The organism is Brevibacillus fluminis (assembly GCF_003710825.1).
Lineage (GTDB): Bacteria > Bacillota > Bacilli > Brevibacillales > Brevibacillaceae > Brevibacillus_D > Brevibacillus_D fluminis.
The window spans coordinates 410,999-432,781 of record NZ_RHHQ01000007.1; the positions used below are offsets into that span (position 1 = coordinate 410,999).

Below are 21,783 nucleotides of genomic sequence, written 5' to 3' on the forward strand. Positions count from 1 at the left end.
GGGCAGAAAAATGAGTAACGCAAATGTGTGCAACAATTGGGGGAGCAATTACGTCTTTATAGAAGAGCGTCCACGCGAGCGTTTGCTTCGTTTGGGTGCTCAAGCCCTTTCAGAGGCGGAATTGCTCGCAATATTGCTGCGAACAGGCACAGAAAAAGAGAATTCCTATCAGCTTTCTATTCGCCTGTTGTCTTCATTTCACGATTTGCGCGGGCTCTCACAGGCTTCTTATGATGAACTGGTCAGGATCAAGGGAATTGGACCGGTTAAAGCAATTGAATTGCAGGCCGCGTTTGAGTTAGGTCGTCGGCAAATGGGAAATATAGTTGGTAAACGTCCGGTCATTCGTTTACCCAGAGACGTAGCCGACTTGATGATGCCGCAGATGTCGATGCTCACGCAAGAGCATTTTGTCTGTCTGTTTCTCAATACGAAAAATCAAGTGATTGGCAAACAAACGGTATTTGTGGGCAGTCTGGACGCTTCGATCGTACACCCGCGTGAAGTCTTCAAAGAAGCGATTAAGCGTAGCAGTGCTTCCGTCATCTGTTTACATAATCATCCGAGCGGTGATCCGACACCGAGCCGCGAGGATATTGCTGTAACGAAGACACTAGTGGGAGCAGGGGACTTGGTGGGCATATCAGTGCTCGACCATGTCATCATTGGTGATGGTAAGTACATCAGTTTGAAAGAGCAAGGCTATTTGTAAGGATTAATTCGTTAGAAAGAGCAAGATTCGTTCTTGCTTGCGAACATACGGAAGGAGATTTTTTATGTTTGGTGGTTTCGCACGCGACCTGGGCATCGACCTGGGTACAGCCAATACGCTTGTTTATATTAAAGGAAAAGGGATTGTTGTCCGTGAGCCGTCCGTCGTGGCGATTCGGACCGATACGAATACGATCGAAGCGGTGGGGAATGCCGCTAAAAACATGATCGGTCGTACGCCAGGCAATATCGTGGCTGTCCGCCCGATGAAGGATGGGGTCATTGCCGATTTTGAAACAACTGCGACAATGATGCGCTATTTCATTCATCAGGCGCAAAAAAACCAAGGCTTGTTCAGCCGTCGTCCCAGCGTGATGGTTTGTGTTCCTTCCGGCATTACCGCAGTAGAAAAGCGTGCGGTTGAGGATGCGACCAAGCAAGCAGGAGCGAAAGAAGCGTTTACGATCGAAGAGCCGTTTGCAGCCGCAATCGGTGCTGATTTGCCGGTTTGGGAGCCAACAGGAAGCATGGTTGTCGACATCGGAGGAGGTACGACCGAGGTTGCGATCATTTCGCTCGGCGGGATCGTAACCAGCCGTTCGATTCGTGTAGCAGGTGATGAAATGGATGAAGCGATCATCCAGTATATCAAACGCCGTTACAACCTGATGATCGGTGAGCGCACTGCGGAGACGTTGAAGCTCGAAATCGGTTCAGCAATTGCACCGGAAGAAGAAGAGTCTGTCGATATTCGCGGACGCGACCTCGTAACCGGATTGCCGAAAACAATCAGCGTGACGAGCGAGGAAATTGCTTCCGCTTTGTCCGAAACCGTAGTATCCATTGTTGAAGCAGTGAAGATCACACTGGAAAAAAGTCCGCCTGAGCTTGCTGCAGACATTATGGACCGCGGAATCGTGTTGACCGGTGGTGGTGCACTTCTGCGCAACCTGGATCGTTTGCTCAGCAAAGAGACCGGGATGCCCGTTCACGTTGCCGAAAATGCGCTTGACTGCGTAGCAATCGGTACCGGACGAGCACTGGATAATATGCATCTGTTCAAGTCGAAGCATGGTATTACCTCTTCCCGTTCCAAACGGGGCCGGTAAGAAGGCGGTGGCATGTTGTTCTTTGGAAACAAACGATTAATGGTAGTGCTTGTCGGGCTCGTGCTGCTCATTTCCGTCATGGGTTTTACCTCCAAGACGCGCGGAGCGTTGACGTGGCCTGAGAAGTTTTTAAAGGATACATTCAGCGTGGTGCAGGGCATTTTTTACGGCCCTGCCCAGGCTTTTTCCACTTTTTTTGAAGATGTCGGTGATGCCTATAACGTCTATGAAGAAAACCGGGCATTGAAAGCCAGCCTTGACCAATATGCGCAAGTCACTGCCAAGCTTGCTGTCCTCGAAGCGGAAAATGATGAATTGCGCAAAACATTGCAGGCGGAAACGTCTACCTTAAAGCAATACCATCTCCGAATTGCGGAGGTTGTTGCCCGCAGCTCTGATTATTGGAACAATGCAGTGACGATCGACAAAGGGCTCAAGCATGGGATCAAAAAAGACATGGCTGTCGTGACTGCGCAAGGTTTGATCGGCCGTGTGCAAAGTGTTTCGAATTTCTCCTCAACTGTGGAGCTTTTGACAAACATTGAGGGTGGCAACCATATCGCTTCTGTCATTTTGGGCAAACAGGTTGTCAATGGCACGACGGTGTATCAACAGGCGAACGGCGTCATCGAAGAGTACGATCCACGGGAACGCATGTTGATCATGCGCAAAATTCCGCTCAACCAAAAAATTGAGGTCAACCAACAGGTGCTGACATCAGGCCTTGGCGGCGTCATTCCGCGCGGCTTGCCGATCGGGATCGTGGCTCGTGTGCAGCCTGATGATTACGGCCTGACCCAAACCGCATACATACAGCCAAGCGCGGATTTCGGCAACTTGAATGAGGTCATGGTTGTGGAGCGCGCGTTTGTGACGACGCCAACAGGAGAATTGATTCCGTCCTCGCAACTGGATGAGACAGGCAATGTCAAATCACCAGCAGTCGGATCGCAAAAAACTCCCGGTACGAAGTCAAGCAGCGGAGGCGGACAGTAATGCCACGTTTTTATTTGAGTGCAACGCTGCTGCTTCTGTTTTTGCTTGAAGGCACCGTCTTTCAAGTGTTTACCCCGCAACGATTTCTGGAGACAATGACGCTTGTTCCACGCTTTGCTTTGGTCGGTGCCATTTTAGTTTCCTTCTTTTTAGGGAGGCGAGAGGGACTGTTTTATGGCATGGCGCTTGGCTTCCTCCATGACGTCCTGTTCGGCAATCTGATTGGCGTTTACACGTTATCGATGATGGTAGCGAGTTATTTCGCCGGTTTGATTGTCAAACTGTTCCATCGCAGCCCAGCGGTTTTTTTAACGACGATCAGCATTGTTCTGTTCGGCCATGAGTGGCTAGTCTACAGTTTGTTCCGGTTGTTTTCGATTGCGATAGTCGATGTGCAGTGGGTGTTAACGAAGCAGATCATCCCGAACGTCATCGCCAATGTAATCTTCGCGATCATCGTCTATTGGCCGATGGCAAAACTATGCGACAAAGTCCGAGCAAGACGAGAAAAAACGAGTGAGTAGTGGGAGTATGTGAGAGGAGGAGGATGCGTTGATGGGCGAAAAGAAAGAACACCAATCACATATCCCAACCCGCTTGAACATCTTGTTCGTCGTCGTGTTTCTGTTTTTCGCGATTATTATCCTTCGACTTGCGTTCGTACAGCTTGTGGAGGGTGAACAATATAAGCACGATTTGGAGAAATACAGCACGCGTGAACTGCCGATTCCGGCACCGCGTGGACGTATTTTGGATGCGAATGGTGAAGTGTTGGTCGCCAACAAGCCGGTTTATACCGTGACGTTCGTTGAAGACCAGAATCAATCGATCAACCAAGAACAGGTTGCCGATAAGCTAGCAGGCATTCTGAAAGAAAACGATGAAAAGCCAGGCACAGACAAGGAATTGGTGAAAAAAGCGCTAGAGTACAAAGCCACGCTTCCTGTCTCTTTTAACGCACAAGATACCGCAAAGCTGATCAGTAGGCTCGTGCCTTACTTAAACAGCCTCCCAAAGGCGGAGAATGTTGATCGGCTGAACGATTCGGATTTGATCAAGACGGCGTTGAAAATCAACCAGACCGTCCGCTCTCCGCTTGACGGTGACGGGCGGGAAAAATTGAAAAGCCAAGTCAAAGCGGCATGGAAAACAAATGCTCCCGCGACCGATTTGCAGGATGTTATGGACGGGGAACTGATGAAATATGCCATCCAATACAACCTGGCAATTCCGGCGCGTCTCGATGACAAGGATCGGGAAAATTTGGCCAAGGAAGTAAAGGCAGGGCTGCGCTTGTTGCCAGAGCCTGCGAATCTCAAAGAGCGTTCCGACATGGACCTGCTCAAATACGCTGCGATGTTTGATCTCGATGTACCGCTTAATCTGACGGAAGAGCAGCGACTCTTTCAATGGCGCAAGATGGGGATTTTAAAGGAAATGCGGTCTTATGGCATCGCAAGCTATATCCCGCGTCGCGTCAAAGTGAACATCTCGCATGAGGAAATGTACCAGATTGAAGAGCGCCGCTCTGAGCTGCCCGGGATTAACGTCATTTTGGAGCCGCTGCGAGAGATTCACAAGGATCCGGACGGAACAGGATTCGGCACGCATTTTCTCGGCTACATTAAGCCGATCCGCCCCGAAATGCTGACTGAGTACGTTGCGCAAGGCTATTCGCGGACGGACATGGTTGGCGAGACAGGACTGGAGCGTTTTTATGAGCGCACGTTGCGCGGTAAAGATGGCGCCAGCGAAGTGCATGTGAATAAAGATTCGCAGACGGTCGAGAAAAGGCAAAAACGTGATCCAGAGCCGGGGAATGACTTGGTGCTTGCGTTGGATTGGAAGTTCCAAAGCAAGGTGGAGAGCATCTTAATGAATCATATCGAGGACTTGAAAAAGCGCCCATCCACCCCAAAAGAGCTGCGCGATGCGCATGTCCTGGTGATGAATCCGACGAACGGGGAAATACTGGCGATGGCCAGCTATCCAGATTATGACCTGAACCTTTATTACGACCAAGAAGAATTCAACAAGCAATGGAAGACATTGATTTTGCCAAACGAGCTGAACCATTTCATCGGCTCTTCCTATCCGCCAGCGTCAACCTACAAGCCCTTGTCCGTTATGATGGCACTGCAGGAAGGATTGACGACGCCGGGTGAAACGGTCATGGACCGGGGCGGCTTGAAGGTCGGGAACGTGTTCATGCGTAACTGGAAAGCGGGCGGACACGGTCCGGTCAATGCGCGCCGTGCCTTGCAGGTTTCCAATAACACGTACATGTACACGATGGCGGTCCGGCTTGCTGACCGCGCGATGAACAACAACATAAGCTATACCACACAGTTTTCGGTTCTCGATTACTACAATGCGCAATTCGGCCTCGGTGTGAAAACGGGTGTCGATTTGCCTTATGAAAGCGCAGGCTGGCCGAATCCCAACAATTATTACGGCAACCTCGCGCACGCGCTGATCGGGCAGTACGACCTCTTCACGCCGATGCAGATGGGCCAATATGTTTCAGCCATCGCAAATGGCGGCTATCGGATACGTCCGCATCTGGTCAAAGAAATTCGCAAAGGGACCACCGATCTGAAAAAGCCGGGACAGACGTTGACGATTATGGAAACGGAAGTGTTAAACCGCGTGCAGATCGATCCACAATGGATCAAGGTCGTGCAAGAAGGGATGCACATGGTGACACAGCCGGGTGGTACCGCTTCCGGCACGTTCAGAGGCTTGCCGTTTGAAGTGGCAGCTAAAACAGGGACCGCCCAGTTAGGGAAAAAGGCGGAGAATGCGCTGATGGTCGGCTACGCGCCTTATCAAAATCCACAATTGGCTTTTGTCGTACTAGTGCCTAACTCCATTAAGGATGGCGGGCACAGCTCTGATGCATCCGGTCCGATTGCGCGCAAAATTTTAGAGGCTTACAACGAGATGTACCCTGGAAAATTGACGCCGGCACCAGTCGTGCCTTCTCCCTAACAAAAGAAATAACGACGGATTTCGCCAAAATTTTCCCATTGAGCAGGAAAGTATTTGGGGATTGGCGAATGGTATCGTTTGAGGTGAACGGCGACAATGACTGCAACAAAGCAAAAGGTTACCATTAAAGGCAGAAAAGACGGCCTGGTCTTCTTCATGGATGATAGTTGTTCATTCGAAGAGCTAATGGCTGACCTGCGTGAAAAAATAGAGCATAGTCACAATCAGATCTTGTCTGGCCCGTTGATCCGCGTCACTATTCAGTTGGGGAAGCGCTATTGCTCGCCCGAGCAGATGGAGCAGCTGACACAGGTCATTCGGCAAAAAGGCAATCTGGTCATTCATACAATTGACTCTGACGTAATCTCCAAGGAAGAGGCGTATGCCGAGATGTTGAAGGCGCGCTTTTCTTTGGAGGTCCGCAACGTCCGCAACGGACAGGTCATTCACTTTGATGGCGATCTTTTGCTGCTTGGAGATGTAAATCCAGGCGCGATGATTACCAGCACGGGAAGTATTTTTGTATTGGGCCATCTCCGAGGAATTGCTCATGCCGGCGTAAATGGTGATAAGCAAGCGATCATTGCTGCCGCCTCCCTAGAACCGACGCAATTGCGGATCGCTGATGTGATCAGCAGGCCAGGTGAGGAATGGGCGGAACAAAAAGGGACGACCGAGTTCGCCTATTTGGAAGAAGATAAAATGATCGTCGCCAAAATGAATCATTTGATGCGCGTTCGCCCTGAATTAGGGGATAAACGGTGAAGAGCCGGTTGCCCTGTGTAACAGAGCGAAACTGCTGATAAACGAGACTACATCGATATGTTTGTAAAGGGTAGCACAGGCACCCTTGCAAACAGAGGCATGAGGCATGAAGAAAGTGGGGATGCGATTTGGGTATTGCAATTGTAGTAACATCGGGAAAAGGCGGGGTGGGCAAGACAACGACCTCAGCCAATCTGGGAACTGCACTTGCCATGAACGGTCAAAAAGTCTGCATGGTGGATACTGACATCGGATTGCGTAACCTCGACGTTGTGATGGGCTTGGAAAACCGAATCATTTACAATCTGGTAGATGTTATTGAGGGCGAATGCCGTCTGCAGCAGGCTTTGATCAAGGATAAGCGAGTAGAAACGCTTGCGCTATTGCCAGCTGCACAGACAAAAGATAAAACAGCCGTCACACCTGACCAAATGGAGAAGGTAATCAGCGAGCTGAAGGAAGAATTCGATTATGTTGTGATTGACTGTCCAGCTGGTATTGAGCAAGGGTTCCGCAACGCGGTAGCCGGTGCAGATCAGGCGATTGTGGTCACTACTCCGGAAAAAGCGGCGGTTCGCGATGCTGACCGCATTGTCGGCTTGCTGGAGCGGGAAAAAGTGGGGATGCCGAAGCTCATCATCAATCGGGTTCGCCAGCACATGGTGAAAAATGGCGACATGCTTGAAGTCGAGGATATTTTGGATTTGCTAGCCATTGACTTGATCGGGGTTGTCCCTGATGATGATTATGTAATCAAGTCGGCCAACATGGGGGAACCTACCGTGCTGAGCCATGAATCACGCGCTTCGCTTGCGTACCGCAACATTGCCCGTCGGTTGCTGGGAGAATCGGTTCCGCTTATGCAGCTTGACCAAAAAAGCGGCATGCTGACCAAGATGCGCAAATTTTTCGGATTGGGCTAAAACAAAGAAGGCTCTCGCACTTTGAGCTTCCTATCAGAGACAGGGGAATACCCTGTTTCTATATTTTTGTAGGGGGAGAAACATGGACTTGGAAAAAAGACTATGGAAAGAGCTGGACTGGACGGTCCTGCTGATTCTCCTTGGTCTAGGCGCATTCAGTTACTTAGGCATCTCAGGGTCGGCAGCAGGCGTCGATAAGGCGAACATGCAAGTAATTTGGTATTTGTCAGGATACGTCGTGCTGTTCGCGATGTTGCTTTTTGACTACCGCGTTTTCTATACGCTTGCTTTTCCTTTCTATGCGGTGGGGATCATCATGTTGATCGGGGTCTTTTGGACGACGCCTATCAACAACACGACGAGTTGGTACAATTTAGGACCCGTGCTGCTACAGCCGGCAGAACCGATGAAGCTGTTCACGATTTTGGCTGTGGCGCGGCTGTTGGCCAAACAATCGGAGAATCCGGACCGTTTCCGCTATTTTTACCAGCTGATCCCTCCTGCAATGATGATCGGTGTTCCGACGCTTTTGATCTTGGTTCAGCCCGATCTGGGGAATGCGACGGTCTACTTGGGAATCGCGGCCACGATGCTGGTTGTCGGTGGGATTCGCAAGCGGCACATCTTGTATCTGCTGACCTTGATGGGTGCTTTTGTCGGGGTCATGACCTACTTTTACATGTACCATCGGGATACAATTTTCTTTAAAATCTTCAAGCCTTACCAGTGGGACCGCATCGTCTACTGGCTGAATCCCGATCTGGATGCAGTGGGAAAAGGCTTTCAGCTGAAGCAAGCGCTGATTTCCATTGGTTCCGGACAATTGATGGGAAAAGGTGTCCATACGGCAACGCAAGCCAGCTTCGGTTGGGTTCCGGTAGGGGAGAGCGACTTCATCTTTACGGTCGTTGCGGAGAAGACAGGGTTTATCGGCGGGGGGATTTTGATGATCCTGTACTTTTTCCTCGTCTATCGTCTGATCCAGATCGCGATGCAGGTGAAGGACCCATTCGGCTCCTATGTTGTCTCCGGCGTCGTCGGGATGCTGACCTTCCAAATATTCGAGAATATCGGGATGACCATTCAGCTGATGCCGATTACGGGTATTACGCTGCCGTTTATCAGTTACGGGGGAAGCTCGTTGATCACGAACTTTATGATCCTCGCCGTCGTGCTGAATATTGGTATGAGAAAGAAGTATGGCAGGTAACAAGTTTGTGCAATCGCCTTCAAAAAGCGTGACAAACCCAGATAAGTATGGTAAACTCTGTTTAAGTTAACCATTTTACTGACCTAAAAGTGATTTGATGATTGGATGATAGTCGTACCTTATGAGATGCGTCACCATGTGGTCAAATCTCATTTGGTACGGCTTTTTTCGTACATGAAAGAGCGCTTTAGTAAATTAGGTTAACGCAACTTAACGCCTCAAATAGGCGTGATTTTTGGGAGGTAATTCTTCATGCAACAAGGTACAGTAAAATGGTTCAATGCAGAAAAAGGCTTCGGCTTCATTCAAGTTGAAGGCGGAGAAGATGTATTCGTACACTACAGCGCGATCCAATCCGAAGGTTTCAAAACCCTCGAAGAAGGTCAAAAAGTTGAATTCGAAATCGTTCAAGGTAGCCGCGGTCCACAAGCTGCTAACGTTAACAAGCTGTAAGCTTTAATTGAACGATCAAAGCAGTTTCTCTTGAAAAAGGGAAACTGCTTTTTCTTTTTTTCGCAGATGCTGAAGCGCAGCCCTGGACGATGCAGGATACGCGGCCGAAGGCGTGTCCAGACACGGCATATACGGGGGAGACAAGTCATACAATGATACAAACGCTTGCCCCGGAGGGACGCCTATGTTCAATGAGGTAGACCGTGTTAAAGAGCGGAGACGGGAGCGCATCGAAAAAATCCGCATGCAGCAGCCGCGGGATGGGATGCCCCCTCATTTTCATGAGTTGAATGATCCGATTGAGGAGAGTTTTCGGCCAAGCCTGTATCCTGTAAGCAACCGTGTGGAAGAGGAGAAGGACGAGACGCTGCGCATGCCGCCGCAGGACAGGCTTGGCTTGCAGACGTTTGGTTCTCTCCTGTTAATCGGCGTAGCCTATTTGGTGTTCCAATCCAATGTCGTGTTGCCGACCGGATGGAAGGAGACGGCGAAGGAGGTCATGACGCGCGATTATAACTTTGAAACCGTCGCGAACTGGTATCAAAGCGCGTTTGGCAAGCTTCCGTCCGTGTTGCCGGCGTTTGCCGGAAAAGATGCAGCTGTGCCTGCCCAAACCAATGTTCAGACGCAGAAATGGACGGCACCTGCAACGTGGAAGGTCGTACAGCCGTTCACTAATGCAAACGGGCGTGTCGTTGTAAATGTAGGAGCCGACGGCAAGGTGCTGAATGCGGAGCAAGGGTGGGTTACCTTTATCGGCGAAAAGCCAGGGCTGGGGTTTTCGGTTGTGGTACAGTACGCCAATCAGCGGGAAGTCTGGTTTAGCAACTTGGAGCAAGCAGCAGTCGCTCTCAACGATTGGGTGTATCCGGGCAGCACGATTGGAATTGTGAGAGCAAATGGGAACCAAGAGCGGCAAGCCGTGCTGGTGGCCAAGGAGGGAGAGAAATTCATTAATCCACTGGATGTGATTCCGATTGAGTAATCTACAATTTCGCGGCATCAAGTTTCGCATCCATCTGCTCTTCTGGGGCGTCATCGCGTTATCGCTCGCGGCTGGCTACTTCATTGAAACGATCACGCTTTTCGTGATCATTTTCATCCATGAGCTCGGACACATCGCGGTGGCCCGGGAGCTGGGCTGGACAGTGAAAGAAGTGCAGTTCCTGCCATTCGGCGGTGTGGCGATTATGGAGGATGAGGCGGCCTCGGCCCCTTTGGATGAGATCGTAATAGCCTTGGCAGGGCCGTTTATGAATATCGTGATGATTTTTTTTTCACTTCTCTTTTGGCGGTTCGGCTGGTGGACGGAAGAGTGGACCCAGTTTTTCATGGTAAGCAACTGGCTGATCGCAGGGTTCAATCTGCTGCCGATCTGGCCGCTGGACGGGGGACGGATCGTGCAGGCGATCCTTTGCTTCTGGCTCCCTTTCCGGATGGCAGCGCTCGGGACGTTGGGCATGAGCGTGCTTCTTGCCGGTATCCTTTTGGGCAGCGGCCTATTTTTTCATCATATCAACAGCGTGGTGGTTGCGCTTTACTTGCTGTTTGTGAACATCGAGGCGTTTTTGCGATTTCCCTATCACTTTATTCGGTTTTTGATGGACAAGTACGCACGGCTGGAGGAAGAGGAACGCATGCATCCAGTTGCCGTTCATGGGGCGACATCAGTGGCAGGAGCTTGTCAGGAGCTTCGGCGTGGGTATCAGCATATGTTTATTGTCAAAGGGAAGTCAGGCGGCATTTTGACTGAAGAGCGTTTGTTGTATGCGCTGCTTGTGGAACGAAGGCATCAGCATCCAATATCTAGCTTGCTGACGTAAGGAGCCGCTTGCAGCAGGGTTGCAAGCCTACGGTCTTTCCTTGTATAACAGGGATAGGCCTTTTATTATGGATACTTCGGAGGCGGACAGTTTGAAGCGAATTTTGATTGAGGCGTACAACGGGAATGAGCGCATTGCCGTTTTGGAGAATGGACGACTCGCCGAGCTATACTTGGGAGCGGACGGGTCGGGACAAATTCTCGGCAACATTTATCGTGTTCGAATTCAAAAAGTATTGCCTGCGATGCAAGCGGCATTCGTGGATGCCGGGCCGGAGGGCAATTTTTATTTGTATATCGACGATGCTTTGCCCCCAAGCTGGAAGGAAGAGCGCGGGACGCCCAAGCCGAACATCCGCGATTTGGTGCGTGAGGGAGAAGAGAGGATCGTGCAGGTATCCAAGGAAGCGGTGGGCAGCAAATCGCCCAGCGCTTCCTTGGACGTGGGGTTGCCCGGCCGGATGCTGGTGTATCAGCCTTTCGCAGGCGGTCAAATTTCGATCTCGCGAAAGCTAGACGATGAGAAAGAGCGGCTGCGCTTAAAGCAGGCTGTCACCCCCTTGCTTGCCGGCACGGAGGGCGTGATTTTGCGGACGCAGGCGGAAGGGGCGAGTGCGGAGGAGTTGGGCCAAGAGCTCGCATATTTGCGGAGCATTTGGACGGATGCGCTTGCAGATACGGCTGGAAAAAAAGTGCCTTGTCTCATCTACCAGGATGCCGATCCGCTGTTAAAAATGATCCGCGATACGGCATCCGCAGAGCTTGATGAGCTGGTCATCGGCGATTTTACCGTTTTTTCGCGAGTTAAACGATATGTGGCTGCTGTTTTTCCCGATATGCTCGAAAAGCTGTCGTTCTACCAAGGCAAGCAGCCGTTGTTTGACGTATCCAAAATCGACGACGAGCTGCATCGGGCCCTGCAGCGTGAAATCACGCTTCCGAGCGGAGGCTCGCTTGTGATCGACCAGACGGAGGCGATGACCGTCATCGACGTCAATACGGGCAAGTTTACAGGCAAAGCGTTTGGTGATCTGGAAGAGACAGTGACACGCACCAATCGGGAGGCGGCCAAAGAAATCGCCTACCAGCTGCGACTGCGTGACATCGGTGGGATCATCATCATCGATTTCATTGATATGAAAAAGGTGGCCAATCGCGAACGGGTTCAAGCGGAGCTGACTGCAGCGTTGGCGGCAGATCGTTCGCCCGGCAGCGTTTTGGGTTTCACCAAGCTAGGCTTGATGGAGATGACCCGCAAAAAGAGCCGGCAGACACTTTCGCACGCGCTTACAGTGCCATGCTCGCTTTGCAGTGGCAAAGGCAGGGTCTTGTCAGGGGGCGAGCTGCTGTATCAGCTGGAACGGGATTTGCAGCAGATGGTTCGCCTCAATGACATCGAGGCCGCAGTCATCGAGCTGCCTGCTGAACTGCACGAGCAAGCGAGAGAAATGGCAAAGCGCCTTTCCATCGAGCTGCTTCTTGGAACGCCGGACAGCCATCAGCCGGGCAGCTGTCAGATTCGTTATGCGGGGAGTTTGGCCGAAGCACGTGCAAAAGCAGAGAGAATGAAATGAGACTGTGCTATTGACGATAGGCTGCTAGCTATGCTATTCTAATCTTTGTCATGCAGATATGCTTGTCACCTCAAGCATGCTGTAACCGCACGAACCAGGTACATAAGCTGACCGTACCCGCTGGGAGCAGTCACACCTGTCATGGCGAGTCTTAGTATAGGGAGGTGCAATACAAATGTACGCTATTATCGAAACTGGTGGCAAACAGTACAAAGTTGAAGAGGGCTCCGTTCTTTTCATCGAGAAACTGACTGCAGGTGAAGGCGAAGCTGTTACTTTTGACAAAGTTTTGCTCGTGAGCAAAGACGGCAAAGTAACTGCAGGTGCTCCAACTGTAGCTGGCGCGACTGTAACTGGTAAAGTAGAAAAACATGGCAAAGGTCAAAAAGTGCTCGTGTTCAAATACAAAGCCAAGAAAAACTATCGTCGCAAGCAAGGTCATCGTCAACCATTCTCCAAAGTTGTGATTGAAAAAATCAACGCTTAATTTGGTGACACGATGATTACGATTGAAATCAAACGCAATCCTACCAGTATTGAAGAGGTCATTGTCTCCGGACATGCCAAGGCTGCCAGACACGGAGAAGACATCGTCTGCTCCGCTGTTTCGGCAATTACCTTTGGCACTCTCAATTCTGTTCACGTATTGCTCGGAATCATGCCTGACGTAAAGCAAGCGGATCAGAGCGGCGGCTACCTCAGCTGGCGGCTTGCCATCGATACCGATAAGGCCATCGGGGAAAAGCAGCAATTGCTGGCGGAAAGCATGGCGATTTCTTTGATCGCAATTGCGGAAAACTACGGCAGATATGTAACAGTCTCTGATACAAAATGGCAAGGAGGTGCAACACAATGAAAATGCTTTTTTCCGTTGATCTTCAGTTCTTCGCCTCCAAAAAAGGGGTAGGTTCGACCAAGAACGGACGCGATTCCATCGCGAAACGTCTGGGCACCAAACGTGGTGACGGTCAATTCGTAAAAGCTGGTAACATCCTCGTTCGCCAACGCGGTACGAAGATCTATCCAGGTACGAACGTAGGCATTGGCGGTGACGACACGCTGTTTGCTACTGCTGATGGTATCGTTCGCTTCAAGCGTCTGGGCCGCGATCGCAAACAAGTTGTGATCGAACCAGTAGCGACTCAAGCATAAGAAAAGTCAGCGAGACATAACCCAGCCTAACCGCTGGGTTTTCTTTTTAACGAACGACAACTCATATGCATTAGCGTGATATGATTCGGAGTGTAAGAAGACTCCATCCAATCGCGGCCACTCTTCGCTGAGCTGGCCGCGATGGAGGTTTTCGTATGAAAAGGACCCCGTTTTTGTGAAGCGAGCCGTTGCGGAATCGCTGGCTCGACAAGGAGTGGCCGCATTCTGAATCGATGTGCTGGCAAGCGGGGATTATATGGTATCGGGTGTGAAGACGTTGAGCGACGACCAAAAAATGATTACCAAGCAGACGGACCTGGTGCTCCAGCTCTTAAATCTACAGCGACATGATTGGTTAAACCATGTTCAGGTACTGATGAGCTATTTGAAGCTGGGTCGTCCGGAACGTGCGGAAGAATATTTGAGGCGGGTAACCGAGCTGACATTTCAAGAAGGAATGATTTCTCGCATTCAATTTCCACAATTGGCCGTTTTTTTGCTTAGCTTTCATGCGCTGCACAATGAGCTGCGGCTCGATGTGGAGATGGAAGGACCCATCGACTTCTCAACTATCGATATCGATCGCGAAAGCGTGTATCGGTTTCTAACAGGTCTGGTGTTTGCGGTACAGGAACATCTGGACTCATCGGCTCCTGATGCAGCCAGCATGCTGATTTCGTTTTCTCAAACAGAGGAAGCCCTTGTCATTCGTTTTGACTTAGATGGGATGCTTACTGCATCAGGGGAAGCGATTGTGGCAAAAATGGTAGAACAACAATCAGCTGCATGTATGACCGAATGGATACATACCGAGGAAGAATGGCTTTTGGAAACACGCTTTTTATATAGGATGTAACGATCAAAGGGTAGGTGGCACCATGTTTGTAGATCAAGTGAAAGTCTATGTTAAAGGCGGGGATGGCGGAAACGGAGCGGTATCCTATCGCAGGGAAAAATACGTTCCGCTCGGCGGTCCTGCTGGAGGCGACGGAGGCCGCGGCGGCGATGTCGTGTTTGTCGTGGACGAAGGATTGCGCACGTTGGTAGACTTTCGTTATCAGCGTCATTTTAAGGCACCGCGTGGCGAACACGGACGCAACAAGTCGCAGCACGGCGCGGGCGCAGAAGATATGCTGGTTCGCGTACCTCCAGGAACAACCGTCGTCGATGCGGATACGGGCGAAGTGATTGCTGACTTAGTTGAGCACGGACAGCGTGGAATCATTGCAAAAGGTGGACGCGGCGGACGCGGGAACACTCGTTTTGCCACTTCTGCCAATCCGGCGCCGGAGATTGCGGAAAACGGCGAACCAGGCCAGGAGCGCAACATCACGCTGGAATTGAAATTGATTGCGGATGTCGGACTCGTCGGCTATCCGAGCGTGGGCAAATCGACGCTGCTTGCCAGCGTCACGGCAGCACGCCCCAAAATCGCAGCGTATCACTTCACGACACTAAAGCCGAATCTGGGCGCAGTCGATTTGGGAGAGCGCAGCTTTGTGCTGGCGGACTTGCCTGGGCTGATCGAAGGTGCGCATGAAGGCGTCGGCTTGGGACATCAGTTCCTGCGCCATGTGGAGCGGACGCGCCTGATCATTCATGTAATCGATATGGCAGGCACAGAAGGCCGCGATCCGTACGAGGATTATTTATCGATCAACCAAGAGCTAAAGCTGTACAACATCCGTTTGGAAGAGCGCCCGCAAATCATCGCAGCCAACAAAATGGACCTGCCGGAAGCGGAAGAGAACCTTAATCGTTTCCGTGAGCTGGTCCCTAATGTGCCGATCTATTCGATCTCGGCTGCTACGAATCAAGGCGTCAAAGAACTGATGTATGCGGTAGCGGAGAAGCTGGAAACCTTGCCGCTGAAACCGGTGATCGAAGAAGTGGCAGAGGTGGAAGCGCGCGTCGTATTCAAGGCAGAGCCAGAAGCGGCAGAGTTCGAGATTACGCGCGACAGCGAGGGTGTATTTATCGTGAGCGGCGAAAAAATCGAGAAGCTGGCGCGGATGACCAATCTGAACAGCTACGACTCGATTCAGCGCTTTTCACGCATCATGCGCAGCATGGGCATCGACGACGCGTTGCGTAAGCGCGGCGCGAAGGATGGCGATACCGTGCACATTGGCGATTTCGAATTCGATTTCGTCGAATAATCATCAAATGCAGGCAAAAGGAGGGGAGCAATCCCTCCTTTTCTTTTTGCAGAGACCGTGTTGCTCTCGAAAAGGACAACTGCTAAGATTTCATGAAGCGGATTGTCAGCATGATCATTTTGATGCTAATATTTGGGAAAATCGGCTTTGAAGGGAGAAGAGAGAGCTTGACGCGGTTGGAATTTATCCAAGAGCTGGACGGGTTATTGCGGAGTTTGTCCGACAAGGAACGGTTGGACATCCTCGCTGACTATACCAAGCATTTTTTAAGCGGCATGGAGCAGGGAAAAAGCGAGGAGGAGATCGCTGCTTCACTGGGAAGTCCCGAAATGATTGCACAGCACATCATCGAGGCGCGCGGACAGGAGCGGCAGGTAGCGGGGGAGTCCGTTCCGATCGGCGTCAGATCGATCATCGTGGCGATCGCCTTGATCATGTTCAACCTGATTTTTGTGCTGGGGCCGTTCATTGGTTTGTTAGGGACACTGTTCGGCATGTTCGCGGTAGCTGTAGCCCTCGTGCTATCTCCGCTCGGCATCGTAAGCGGCATGGGCTATGCAGGCACGGAAGCTGAACGATGGTTTATCGTCTTTGCCGGAATCGCGGCGGTAGGGCTTGGAGGCATGATCGGAGTAGCGTTAATTGCCATCACCAAATGGATCTTCTATTTGACCAAGCGTTACCTCCAGTTTAATTTGACGCTGATCCGGGGGAAATAACATGAAACGAATTTTGAAATATGTATTTTTGCTGTCGTTACTGCTGTTTTTTGTAGGGGCCGGCGGACTTGCCTATACGTACATCAAGCATCCGGACATTCAATTTGGCTCAATTGCGACGAAAAAAATTGAGGAACAGAAAAAATTTCCGGCAGACCAGATATCAACGCTTGCTGTGGAAACGGACACGACTGATATCTCGGTCATCCCGTCCGCTGATGTGGACATCCATGTAAATCTGGGTGGGCAAATTTCCGAGCAGCAAAGAAAGGGGCTTACGTTCGAGACCAGTCAATCAAAGGACGGCACATTGAGCGTCAATGTAAAAAAAGGCATCGTATTTGGCTTTCCGTTTCAATTCGATGGTAGGCTGGAGCTGATTATCTCCGTTCCGCAGAAAGCGTTTGAACGCATCGAGCTCACGAGTAGCACAGGCGATGTCAAGATCAAGAATGCGCAAGCCAAGCAGATGAAAGTGGAAACGTCGACAGGGAACGCATTTGCGCAGGATAGCCAGACACAGGATTTAGCGATCCACACATCCACAGGAGATGTTAAGCTAGCGGATCTCACAGGCAGAATCGATCTTTCCACCGATACGGGCAATATAAACGCGACCTTTTCGAAAAAGCTGGAGCAAGACCTGACAGTCGATTCCTCTACGGGCGATGTGGCGATTCAATTAGGAGCGCTTCCGGATGCATTGCGTGCAGAACTGGAATCATCGACAGGCGAAATCCGGGCGAGGATCAAAGGCCTTCAGGCAGAAGAGCAAAAAGAGCACTCGTTCAAAGCCGCATACGGCACCAACGGTCCACTGATTCGCGTTACAACGTCGACGGGAGAAATCGAACTGACACAAAAACAATAATGACCGTTTTTCCCCTCTCATCGAGGGACAAAAGTGCTGACCGCAAGCAGTCACATCCAATCTAACGAAAAACGTCGAGACGTTTTACAGAAAAAAAACGAGCAGGGGCTTTAGCCGCCTCGCTCGTTTCCTTCTGTAACCGGGGATGAAGACGCCATTCTTTTGTCTGCTTCACGCCCAAACTGATCGAGATCGCTCGGGCGTCCCGGAGGATGATTGTTGCGGCGTTCCGATTTGTCCGATTTGCCACGTCCACCCATGCTGGACTCACCTCTCTTTGTTTGATCAACACGCCTCTAGTGTTAACGTAGCACCCTTCCCTTATGTAAATGCTCACCTGCCCGATTTTATCCAGTATCATCATTTGTTTGACTTTTTCCTATTTTGTGATTTGGGGTTGCCACTCCTTGTTGATTCCGATATAATGTCCACTAACGGAAAACAGTTGTATTCCTTGGGAGGACATATGTCGAAACGTGAGGAAAAGTTTTATCTGATTCGCTCGGATATCCTGCCAGAGTCGATCGCCAAGACGATCGAGGTAAAGAAGCTTCTCGAAGCGGGCGAGGTGGACACCGTCCATGAGGCGGTGGAGCGCGTGGGTCTGAGCCGCAGCGCATTTTACAAATACAAGGACGGGATCTTTCCTTTCAACGCGATGATGCGAGAGGAGATCATGACGGTGATGCTCACGTTGGATCATCGGTCCGGCATTTTGTCCAAAGTGCTGCAGCTTGTGGCAGATCAAGGCGGCAACGTCTTAACGATCAATCAGACCATTCCGTTGCAAGGGATCGCCAATGTCTCGATGTCCGTTGAAATGGCGAACTTGAAAATATCCAGCACCGAATTCCTCGATAACCTGCAGCAGTTCACAGGTGTACGCAAGGCGATGATTGTAGGGCGAGGTTAGGAGAATTCATCGAACCAGGCTCTGCCAATCTATTGGTGAAGCCGGTTTTACTTATTTTTTGCATAAATAGGAGGAAGAGAGATGGCAGAAAAGGTTGTTAAGGTTGGCTTGTTGGGTTTTGGCACTGTAGGAACCGGCGTCGTCCGCATCGTGCAGGGGCACCAGGATGATTTGGTCAAGCAAACTGGCTTGGGCATCGAAGTCCACAAGATTTTGGTAAAAGACAAAGAGAAAAGCCGCAGCATCAACGGCTTGGATAATAAAATCACTTCGGATCCATACGACATCATCAATGATCCGGACGTAGACGTCATCGTGGAAGTGATCGGCGGTATTCATCCGACGAAAGAATACATTCTCGATGCATTGGAGCAGGGCAAGCATATCGTGACCGCCAACAAAGACCTGATGGCGCTGCATGGTGCGGAAATTTTGGCAAAAGCCGAGGAAAAAGGCTGCGACGTCTTTTATGAGGCGAGCGTGGCGGGCGGCATTCCGATCCTGCGCGCACTGGTGGAAGGCTTCTCCTCCGACCGCATCACCAAAATGATGGGGATCGTCAACGGTACGACCAACTACATCATGACGAAAATGAGCCAGGAAGGCGCGGACTATGCTGATGTTTTGAAAGAAGCGCAAGCGCTCGGCTATGCGGAAGCAGACCCGACTTCAGATGTGGAAGGGTTTGACGCAGCGCGCAAAATGGCGATCCTGACCACGCTCGGCTTCCGTGTGCCGCTCAAGCTCGACGAAGTCGATGTGAAAGGTATTAGCAGTGTGAGCAAGGAAGACATCGCGTACGGTAAAAAATTGGGCTATGTGATCAAGCTGTTGGGTCTGGCTCGCCGCGATGAGGATGAAGTGGAAGTAAGCGTGCAGCCGACAATGGTACACAAGGATCACCCGCTCGCATCCGTAAACGGTGTGTTCAATGCGGTATACGTTCATGGTGAAGCGGTAGGCGAAACCATGTTCTACGGACCAGGTGCTGGCGAATTGCCAACTGCGACTGCTGTCGTCTCCGACCTCGTAACGATTGTGAAAAACATGAAGCTTGGCGTAAACGGCCGCGGCATGGTTGCACCTTATAAAGAGAAGAAACTGAAAGACGATTCCAAAAAGCTGTCCAAATACTTCCTGCGTCTGATCGTCGCCGACAAACGCGGTGTGCTCGCGCAAATCACCCAGCTGTTGGCGAACAAAAACATCAGCCTGGATCAAGTGCTGCAGCAGCCATACAACGGTGGCCAGCAAGCGGAGATCATCATGGTGACGCACGTAGCGGCCAAGAGCGACATGAACGACGTGCTGCTATTCCTGAAAGATATGGACTTTATTACAGAAATCAAGAGCTGCTACCGTGTTGAAGGAGGAGAATAAACAAATGAACACCCAAGCCCAAAACCAGTACACACGCCAATCCGGCATCATCGCCCGCTACCGCGAGTTTTTGCCGGTAACAGATAAAACACCGATGCTTACCCTGCACGAAGGAAACACACCGCTGATCCATGCACCGAATTTGTCCAAGGAGCTGGGGCTTGATCTGCATTTCAAATATGAAGGGTTGAACCCAACCGGTTCATTCAAAGACCGCGGTATGGTGATGGCGGTTGCGAAGGCGATTGAGGAAGGCAGCACCACAATCATGTGCGCTTCCACGGGGAATACGTCCGCTGCAGCTGCAGCTTATGCGGCTCGCGCTGGCCTGCGCTGCATCGTGCTGATCCCGAACGGCAACATCGCGCTAGGTAAACTGGCACAAGCGATCGCTTACGGCGCAGAAGTCATCGCGATCGACGGCAACTTCGACGAAGCTCTCAACATTGTGCGTGAAATTACTGCGACAGAGCCGATCACATTGGTGAACTCGGTCAACCCGTACCGCATTGAAGGGCAAAAAACATCCTCCTACGAAATTTGCGACGCATTGGGCAAGGCGCCTGACATTTTGGCGATCCCGGTCGGCAACGCAGGGAATATCACCGCGTACTGGAAAGGCTTTAAGGAATACAAAGCGGCTGATCGTATTAGCACGCTTCCGAAAATGTACGGCTTCCAGGCAGCTGGCGCAGCGCCGCTCGTGCTTGGTCATAAAGTAGAAAACCCGGAGACGATCGCGACTGCAATCCGTATCGGCAATCCGGCAAGCAAAGAAGGGGCGCAAAACGCACTGCGCGAGTCGGAAGGCTACATCGATTCTGTTACGGATGAGGAAATTCTCGATGCTTACCGTCTGCTCGCCAGCAAAGAAGGCATTTTCTGCGAGCCTGCCTCTGCGGCGTCGCTCGCTGGCATCATCAAGGCGCGCAAGGCCGGTAAAGTGGCGGATGGCCTGACGGTTGCATGCGTCTTGACCGGAAACGGCTTGAAAGACCCGAACATCGCATTGAAAGCGGTAGGAGCAGAACCGCGCGAAGTGGCGGCCACGCGCGAAGCGGTGATGGCGGTTATCACAGGAAGCAAGGGTGAGTAAGGACGTGAACAACATGACCGTGCGGGTAAAAGTACCGGCCAGCACCGCCAATCTTGGGCCCGGATTCGACACGCTGGGCATGGCGTTCCAATTGTACAGCACGATTACCATGCGTTTTGCCGAGAAGACGGAAATCCGCTTAATTGGCGAGGAATTGCAAGAGCTTCCGGTTGACAAGACCAATCTGGTGTATGAAGTGGCGGCAGGACTTTTTGCAAAAGCCAATCTGCCAGAGCCAGAGCTGTACATCGAAATCGAAACCGAGGCACCGCTGACCCGTGGATTAGGCAGCAGCGCCTCGGCGATTGTCGGTGCGCTTGCTGGTGCGAATGTGCTTGCTGGGGAGCCGTTTACCCGCGATCAACTTTTTGAAATGGCCAGCTGGCTGGAGGGGCACCCGGACAATGTGGGGGCCTCCGTTTTTGGCGGATTTGTCGTCGCTACTTTGCCTAAGGATGAATCCCAACCGATTCCATACGTTACGTTTCCTGTACCCAAAACGCTTAAGACACTCGTTGTCATCCCTGATTACTGGCTGGCTACCCATAAAGCCCGCGGTGTCCTGCCTGAGGTGTACACCAAGGCGGATGTCATATATAATGTAGGGCATAGTAGCCTGCTGGTCGCGGCATTGGCACAAGGTCGCTTGGATTTGTTGGGGAGCGCGATGCAAGACCGGATGCATCAGCCGTATCGCGCACCGCTTGTCCCAGGGTTGGCGGAGATGCTTGCCGAAGCGACAGCACATGGCGCGCTCGGCGCAGCGTTGAGCGGAGCCGGACCCACCACGTTGTTCTTCTATGAGAATGAGCAGCAGGAACAAGAGCTGCGCAGTTTTATCGCAGCGGTGATGGCTCGCCACGAGCTGTCCTATGAGCTCATGGAGCTGTTGATCGACGAGCAGGGCGTACAGATCGAAACCGTGTAGAAACGGATAGG

At 51.3% G+C, this 21,783-nt stretch carries 24 protein-coding genes and 1 other annotated feature; of the genes, 23 read left to right on the forward strand and 1 reads right to left on the reverse strand.

Annotated features, from left to right (window positions below; genetic code table 11):
- Positions 1-10 precede the first annotated feature (10 nt).
- From radC to EDM56_RS08780, 19 genes are all read left to right on the forward strand, one after another.
- Positions 11-712: a RadC family protein gene (radC, locus tag EDM56_RS08690; protein ID WP_122917496.1), complete on the forward strand. Its 702-nt coding sequence runs from the start codon at positions 11-13 to the stop codon at positions 710-712.
- Positions 713-776: 64 nt separating this feature from the next.
- On the forward strand, positions 777-1,820 hold the full coding sequence (locus tag EDM56_RS08695; RefSeq protein WP_122917497.1) for a rod shape-determining protein: 1,044 nt from the start codon (positions 777-779) through the stop codon (positions 1,818-1,820).
- A gap of 12 nt (positions 1,821-1,832) precedes the next feature.
- The gene (mreC, locus tag EDM56_RS08700; RefSeq protein WP_122917498.1) at positions 1,833-2,816 is read left to right on the forward strand and encodes a rod shape-determining protein MreC; all 984 of its coding nucleotides are present in this window, start codon (positions 1,833-1,835) and stop codon (positions 2,814-2,816) included.
- Entirely contained in the window at positions 2,816-3,340 is a 525-nt protein-coding gene (gene mreD, locus EDM56_RS08705; protein WP_122917499.1) for a rod shape-determining protein MreD, read from the forward strand. Before mreC ends, mreD begins: the two co-directional genes overlap by 1 nt.
- Positions 3,341-3,371: 31 nt before the next feature.
- A complete protein-coding gene (locus EDM56_RS08710) occupies positions 3,372-5,807 on the forward strand; it encodes a peptidoglycan D,D-transpeptidase FtsI family protein (RefSeq protein WP_122917500.1) in 2,436 nt (811 codons plus the stop codon).
- A 96-nt stretch (positions 5,808-5,903) separates the two neighbouring features.
- On the forward strand, positions 5,904-6,572 hold the full coding sequence (gene minC / locus EDM56_RS08715) for a septum site-determining protein MinC (protein ID WP_122917501.1): 669 nt from the start codon (positions 5,904-5,906) through the stop codon (positions 6,570-6,572).
- Between the two features lie 128 nt (positions 6,573-6,700).
- Positions 6,701-7,495 (forward strand): septum site-determining protein MinD, encoded by a 795-nt coding sequence (gene minD, locus EDM56_RS08720; protein WP_122917502.1) that lies wholly within the window; start codon positions 6,701-6,703, stop codon positions 7,493-7,495.
- Positions 7,496-7,577: 82 nt separating this feature from the next.
- Entirely contained in the window at positions 7,578-8,705 is a 1,128-nt protein-coding gene (locus EDM56_RS08725; RefSeq protein ID WP_122917503.1) for an FtsW/RodA/SpoVE family cell cycle protein, read from the forward strand.
- 252 nt (positions 8,706-8,957) lie between these two features.
- A complete protein-coding gene (locus EDM56_RS08730; protein WP_122917504.1) occupies positions 8,958-9,158 on the forward strand; it encodes a cold-shock protein in 201 nt (66 codons plus the stop codon).
- 184 nt (positions 9,159-9,342) lie between these two features.
- Positions 9,343-10,143 (forward strand): M23 family metallopeptidase, encoded by an 801-nt coding sequence (locus EDM56_RS08735; protein WP_122917505.1) that lies wholly within the window; start codon positions 9,343-9,345, stop codon positions 10,141-10,143.
- On the forward strand, positions 10,136-10,981 hold the full coding sequence (locus EDM56_RS08740; RefSeq protein WP_122917506.1) for a M50 family metallopeptidase: 846 nt from the start codon (positions 10,136-10,138) through the stop codon (positions 10,979-10,981). The genes EDM56_RS08735 and EDM56_RS08740 overlap by 8 nt, the downstream gene beginning before the upstream one ends.
- Before the next feature lie 91 nt (positions 10,982-11,072).
- Positions 11,073-12,554, forward strand: a complete 1,482-nt coding sequence (locus EDM56_RS08745; protein WP_183192355.1) for an Rne/Rng family ribonuclease — start codon at positions 11,073-11,075, stop codon at positions 12,552-12,554.
- 73 nt (positions 12,555-12,627) lie between these two features.
- Positions 12,628-12,716 (forward strand) — a sequence feature (ribosomal protein L21 leader region).
- 13 nt (positions 12,717-12,729) lie between these two features.
- A complete protein-coding gene (rplU, locus tag EDM56_RS08750; protein ID WP_122917508.1) occupies positions 12,730-13,041 on the forward strand; it encodes a 50S ribosomal protein L21 in 312 nt (103 codons plus the stop codon).
- A gap of 12 nt (positions 13,042-13,053) precedes the next feature.
- Positions 13,054-13,410, forward strand: a complete 357-nt coding sequence (locus tag EDM56_RS08755) for a ribosomal-processing cysteine protease Prp (RefSeq protein WP_122917509.1) — start codon at positions 13,054-13,056, stop codon at positions 13,408-13,410.
- Positions 13,407-13,706, forward strand: coding sequence for a 50S ribosomal protein L27 (gene rpmA / locus EDM56_RS08760; RefSeq protein WP_425456287.1), 300 nt, complete (start codon positions 13,407-13,409; stop codon positions 13,704-13,706). The genes EDM56_RS08755 and rpmA overlap by 4 nt, the downstream gene beginning before the upstream one ends.
- A 277-nt stretch (positions 13,707-13,983) precedes the next feature.
- Positions 13,984-14,562: a Spo0B domain-containing protein gene (locus EDM56_RS08765; protein ID WP_183192356.1), complete on the forward strand. Its 579-nt coding sequence runs from the start codon at positions 13,984-13,986 to the stop codon at positions 14,560-14,562.
- A 22-nt stretch (positions 14,563-14,584) separates the two neighbouring features.
- On the forward strand, positions 14,585-15,865 hold the full coding sequence (obgE, locus tag EDM56_RS08770; protein WP_122917511.1) for a GTPase ObgE: 1,281 nt from the start codon (positions 14,585-14,587) through the stop codon (positions 15,863-15,865).
- Positions 15,866-16,032: 167 nt separating this feature from the next.
- Positions 16,033-16,584: an HAAS signaling domain-containing protein gene (locus tag EDM56_RS08775; RefSeq protein ID WP_183192357.1), complete on the forward strand. Its 552-nt coding sequence runs from the start codon at positions 16,033-16,035 to the stop codon at positions 16,582-16,584.
- Between the two features lies 1 nt (position 16,585).
- Positions 16,586-17,455, forward strand: coding sequence for a DUF4097 family beta strand repeat-containing protein (locus EDM56_RS08780; RefSeq protein WP_122917513.1), 870 nt, complete (start codon positions 16,586-16,588; stop codon positions 17,453-17,455).
- Between the two features lie 110 nt (positions 17,456-17,565).
- Here the strand turns inward: EDM56_RS08780 and EDM56_RS31440 are convergent, their stop codons facing one another.
- Positions 17,566-17,715, reverse strand: a complete 150-nt coding sequence (locus EDM56_RS31440; RefSeq protein ID WP_183192358.1) for a hypothetical protein — start codon at positions 17,713-17,715, stop codon at positions 17,566-17,568.
- Between the two features lie 206 nt (positions 17,716-17,921).
- Here EDM56_RS31440 and EDM56_RS08785 point away from each other — a divergent pair, with 206 nt between their 5' ends.
- The 4 genes from EDM56_RS08785 (at position 17,922) to thrB (ending at position 21,772) form a co-directional block, all read left to right on the forward strand.
- On the forward strand, positions 17,922-18,368 hold the full coding sequence (locus EDM56_RS08785; protein WP_122917514.1) for an ACT domain-containing protein: 447 nt from the start codon (positions 17,922-17,924) through the stop codon (positions 18,366-18,368).
- Positions 18,369-18,449: 81 nt separating this feature from the next.
- Positions 18,450-19,748, forward strand: a complete 1,299-nt coding sequence (locus tag EDM56_RS08790) for a homoserine dehydrogenase (protein ID WP_122917515.1) — start codon at positions 18,450-18,452, stop codon at positions 19,746-19,748.
- A gap of 4 nt (positions 19,749-19,752) precedes the next feature.
- Positions 19,753-20,844 carry a threonine synthase gene (gene thrC, locus EDM56_RS08795; RefSeq protein WP_122917516.1) on the forward strand — a complete coding sequence of 364 codons (1,092 nt, stop codon included), beginning with the start codon at positions 19,753-19,755 and terminating at the stop codon, positions 20,842-20,844.
- Between the two features lie 4 nt (positions 20,845-20,848).
- Positions 20,849-21,772 carry a homoserine kinase gene (gene thrB / locus EDM56_RS08800; RefSeq protein ID WP_122917664.1) on the forward strand — a complete coding sequence of 308 codons (924 nt, stop codon included), beginning with the start codon at positions 20,849-20,851 and terminating at the stop codon, positions 21,770-21,772.
- Positions 21,773-21,783 lie beyond the last annotated feature (11 nt).

Bases quoted from the DNA above. Each gene is read 5' to 3' on its own strand.
- radC (WP_122917496.1), top strand. From the start codon at position 11: ATGAGTAACGCAAATGTGTGCAACAATTGGGGGAGCAATTACGTCTTT.
- EDM56_RS08695 (WP_122917497.1), top strand. From the start codon at position 777: ATGTTTGGTGGTTTCGCACGCGACCTGGGCATCGACCTGGGTACAGCC.
- mreC (WP_122917498.1), top strand. From the start codon at position 1,833: ATGTTGTTCTTTGGAAACAAACGATTAATGGTAGTGCTTGTCGGGCTC.
- mreD (WP_122917499.1), top strand. From the start codon at position 2,816: ATGCCACGTTTTTATTTGAGTGCAACGCTGCTGCTTCTGTTTTTGCTT.
- EDM56_RS08710 (WP_122917500.1), top strand. From the start codon at position 3,372: ATGGGCGAAAAGAAAGAACACCAATCACATATCCCAACCCGCTTGAAC.
- minC (WP_122917501.1), top strand. From the start codon at position 5,904: ATGACTGCAACAAAGCAAAAGGTTACCATTAAAGGCAGAAAAGACGGC.
- EDM56_RS08725 (WP_122917503.1), top strand. From the start codon at position 7,578: ATGGACTTGGAAAAAAGACTATGGAAAGAGCTGGACTGGACGGTCCTG.
- EDM56_RS08730 (WP_122917504.1), top strand. From the start codon at position 8,958: ATGCAACAAGGTACAGTAAAATGGTTCAATGCAGAAAAAGGCTTCGGC.
- EDM56_RS08735 (WP_122917505.1), top strand. From the start codon at position 9,343: ATGTTCAATGAGGTAGACCGTGTTAAAGAGCGGAGACGGGAGCGCATC.
- rplU (WP_122917508.1), top strand. From the start codon at position 12,730: ATGTACGCTATTATCGAAACTGGTGGCAAACAGTACAAAGTTGAAGAG.
- EDM56_RS08755 (WP_122917509.1), top strand. From the start codon at position 13,054: ATGATTACGATTGAAATCAAACGCAATCCTACCAGTATTGAAGAGGTC.
- rpmA (WP_425456287.1), top strand. From the start codon at position 13,407: ATGAAAATGCTTTTTTCCGTTGATCTTCAGTTCTTCGCCTCCAAAAAA.
- obgE (WP_122917511.1), top strand. From the start codon at position 14,585: ATGTTTGTAGATCAAGTGAAAGTCTATGTTAAAGGCGGGGATGGCGGA.
- EDM56_RS08780 (WP_122917513.1), top strand. From the start codon at position 16,586: ATGAAACGAATTTTGAAATATGTATTTTTGCTGTCGTTACTGCTGTTT.
- EDM56_RS31440 (WP_183192358.1), bottom strand. From the start codon at position 17,715: ATGGGTGGACGTGGCAAATCGGACAAATCGGAACGCCGCAACAATCAT.
- EDM56_RS08785 (WP_122917514.1), top strand. From the start codon at position 17,922: ATGTCGAAACGTGAGGAAAAGTTTTATCTGATTCGCTCGGATATCCTG.
- EDM56_RS08790 (WP_122917515.1), top strand. From the start codon at position 18,450: ATGGCAGAAAAGGTTGTTAAGGTTGGCTTGTTGGGTTTTGGCACTGTA.
- thrC (WP_122917516.1), top strand. From the start codon at position 19,753: ATGAACACCCAAGCCCAAAACCAGTACACACGCCAATCCGGCATCATC.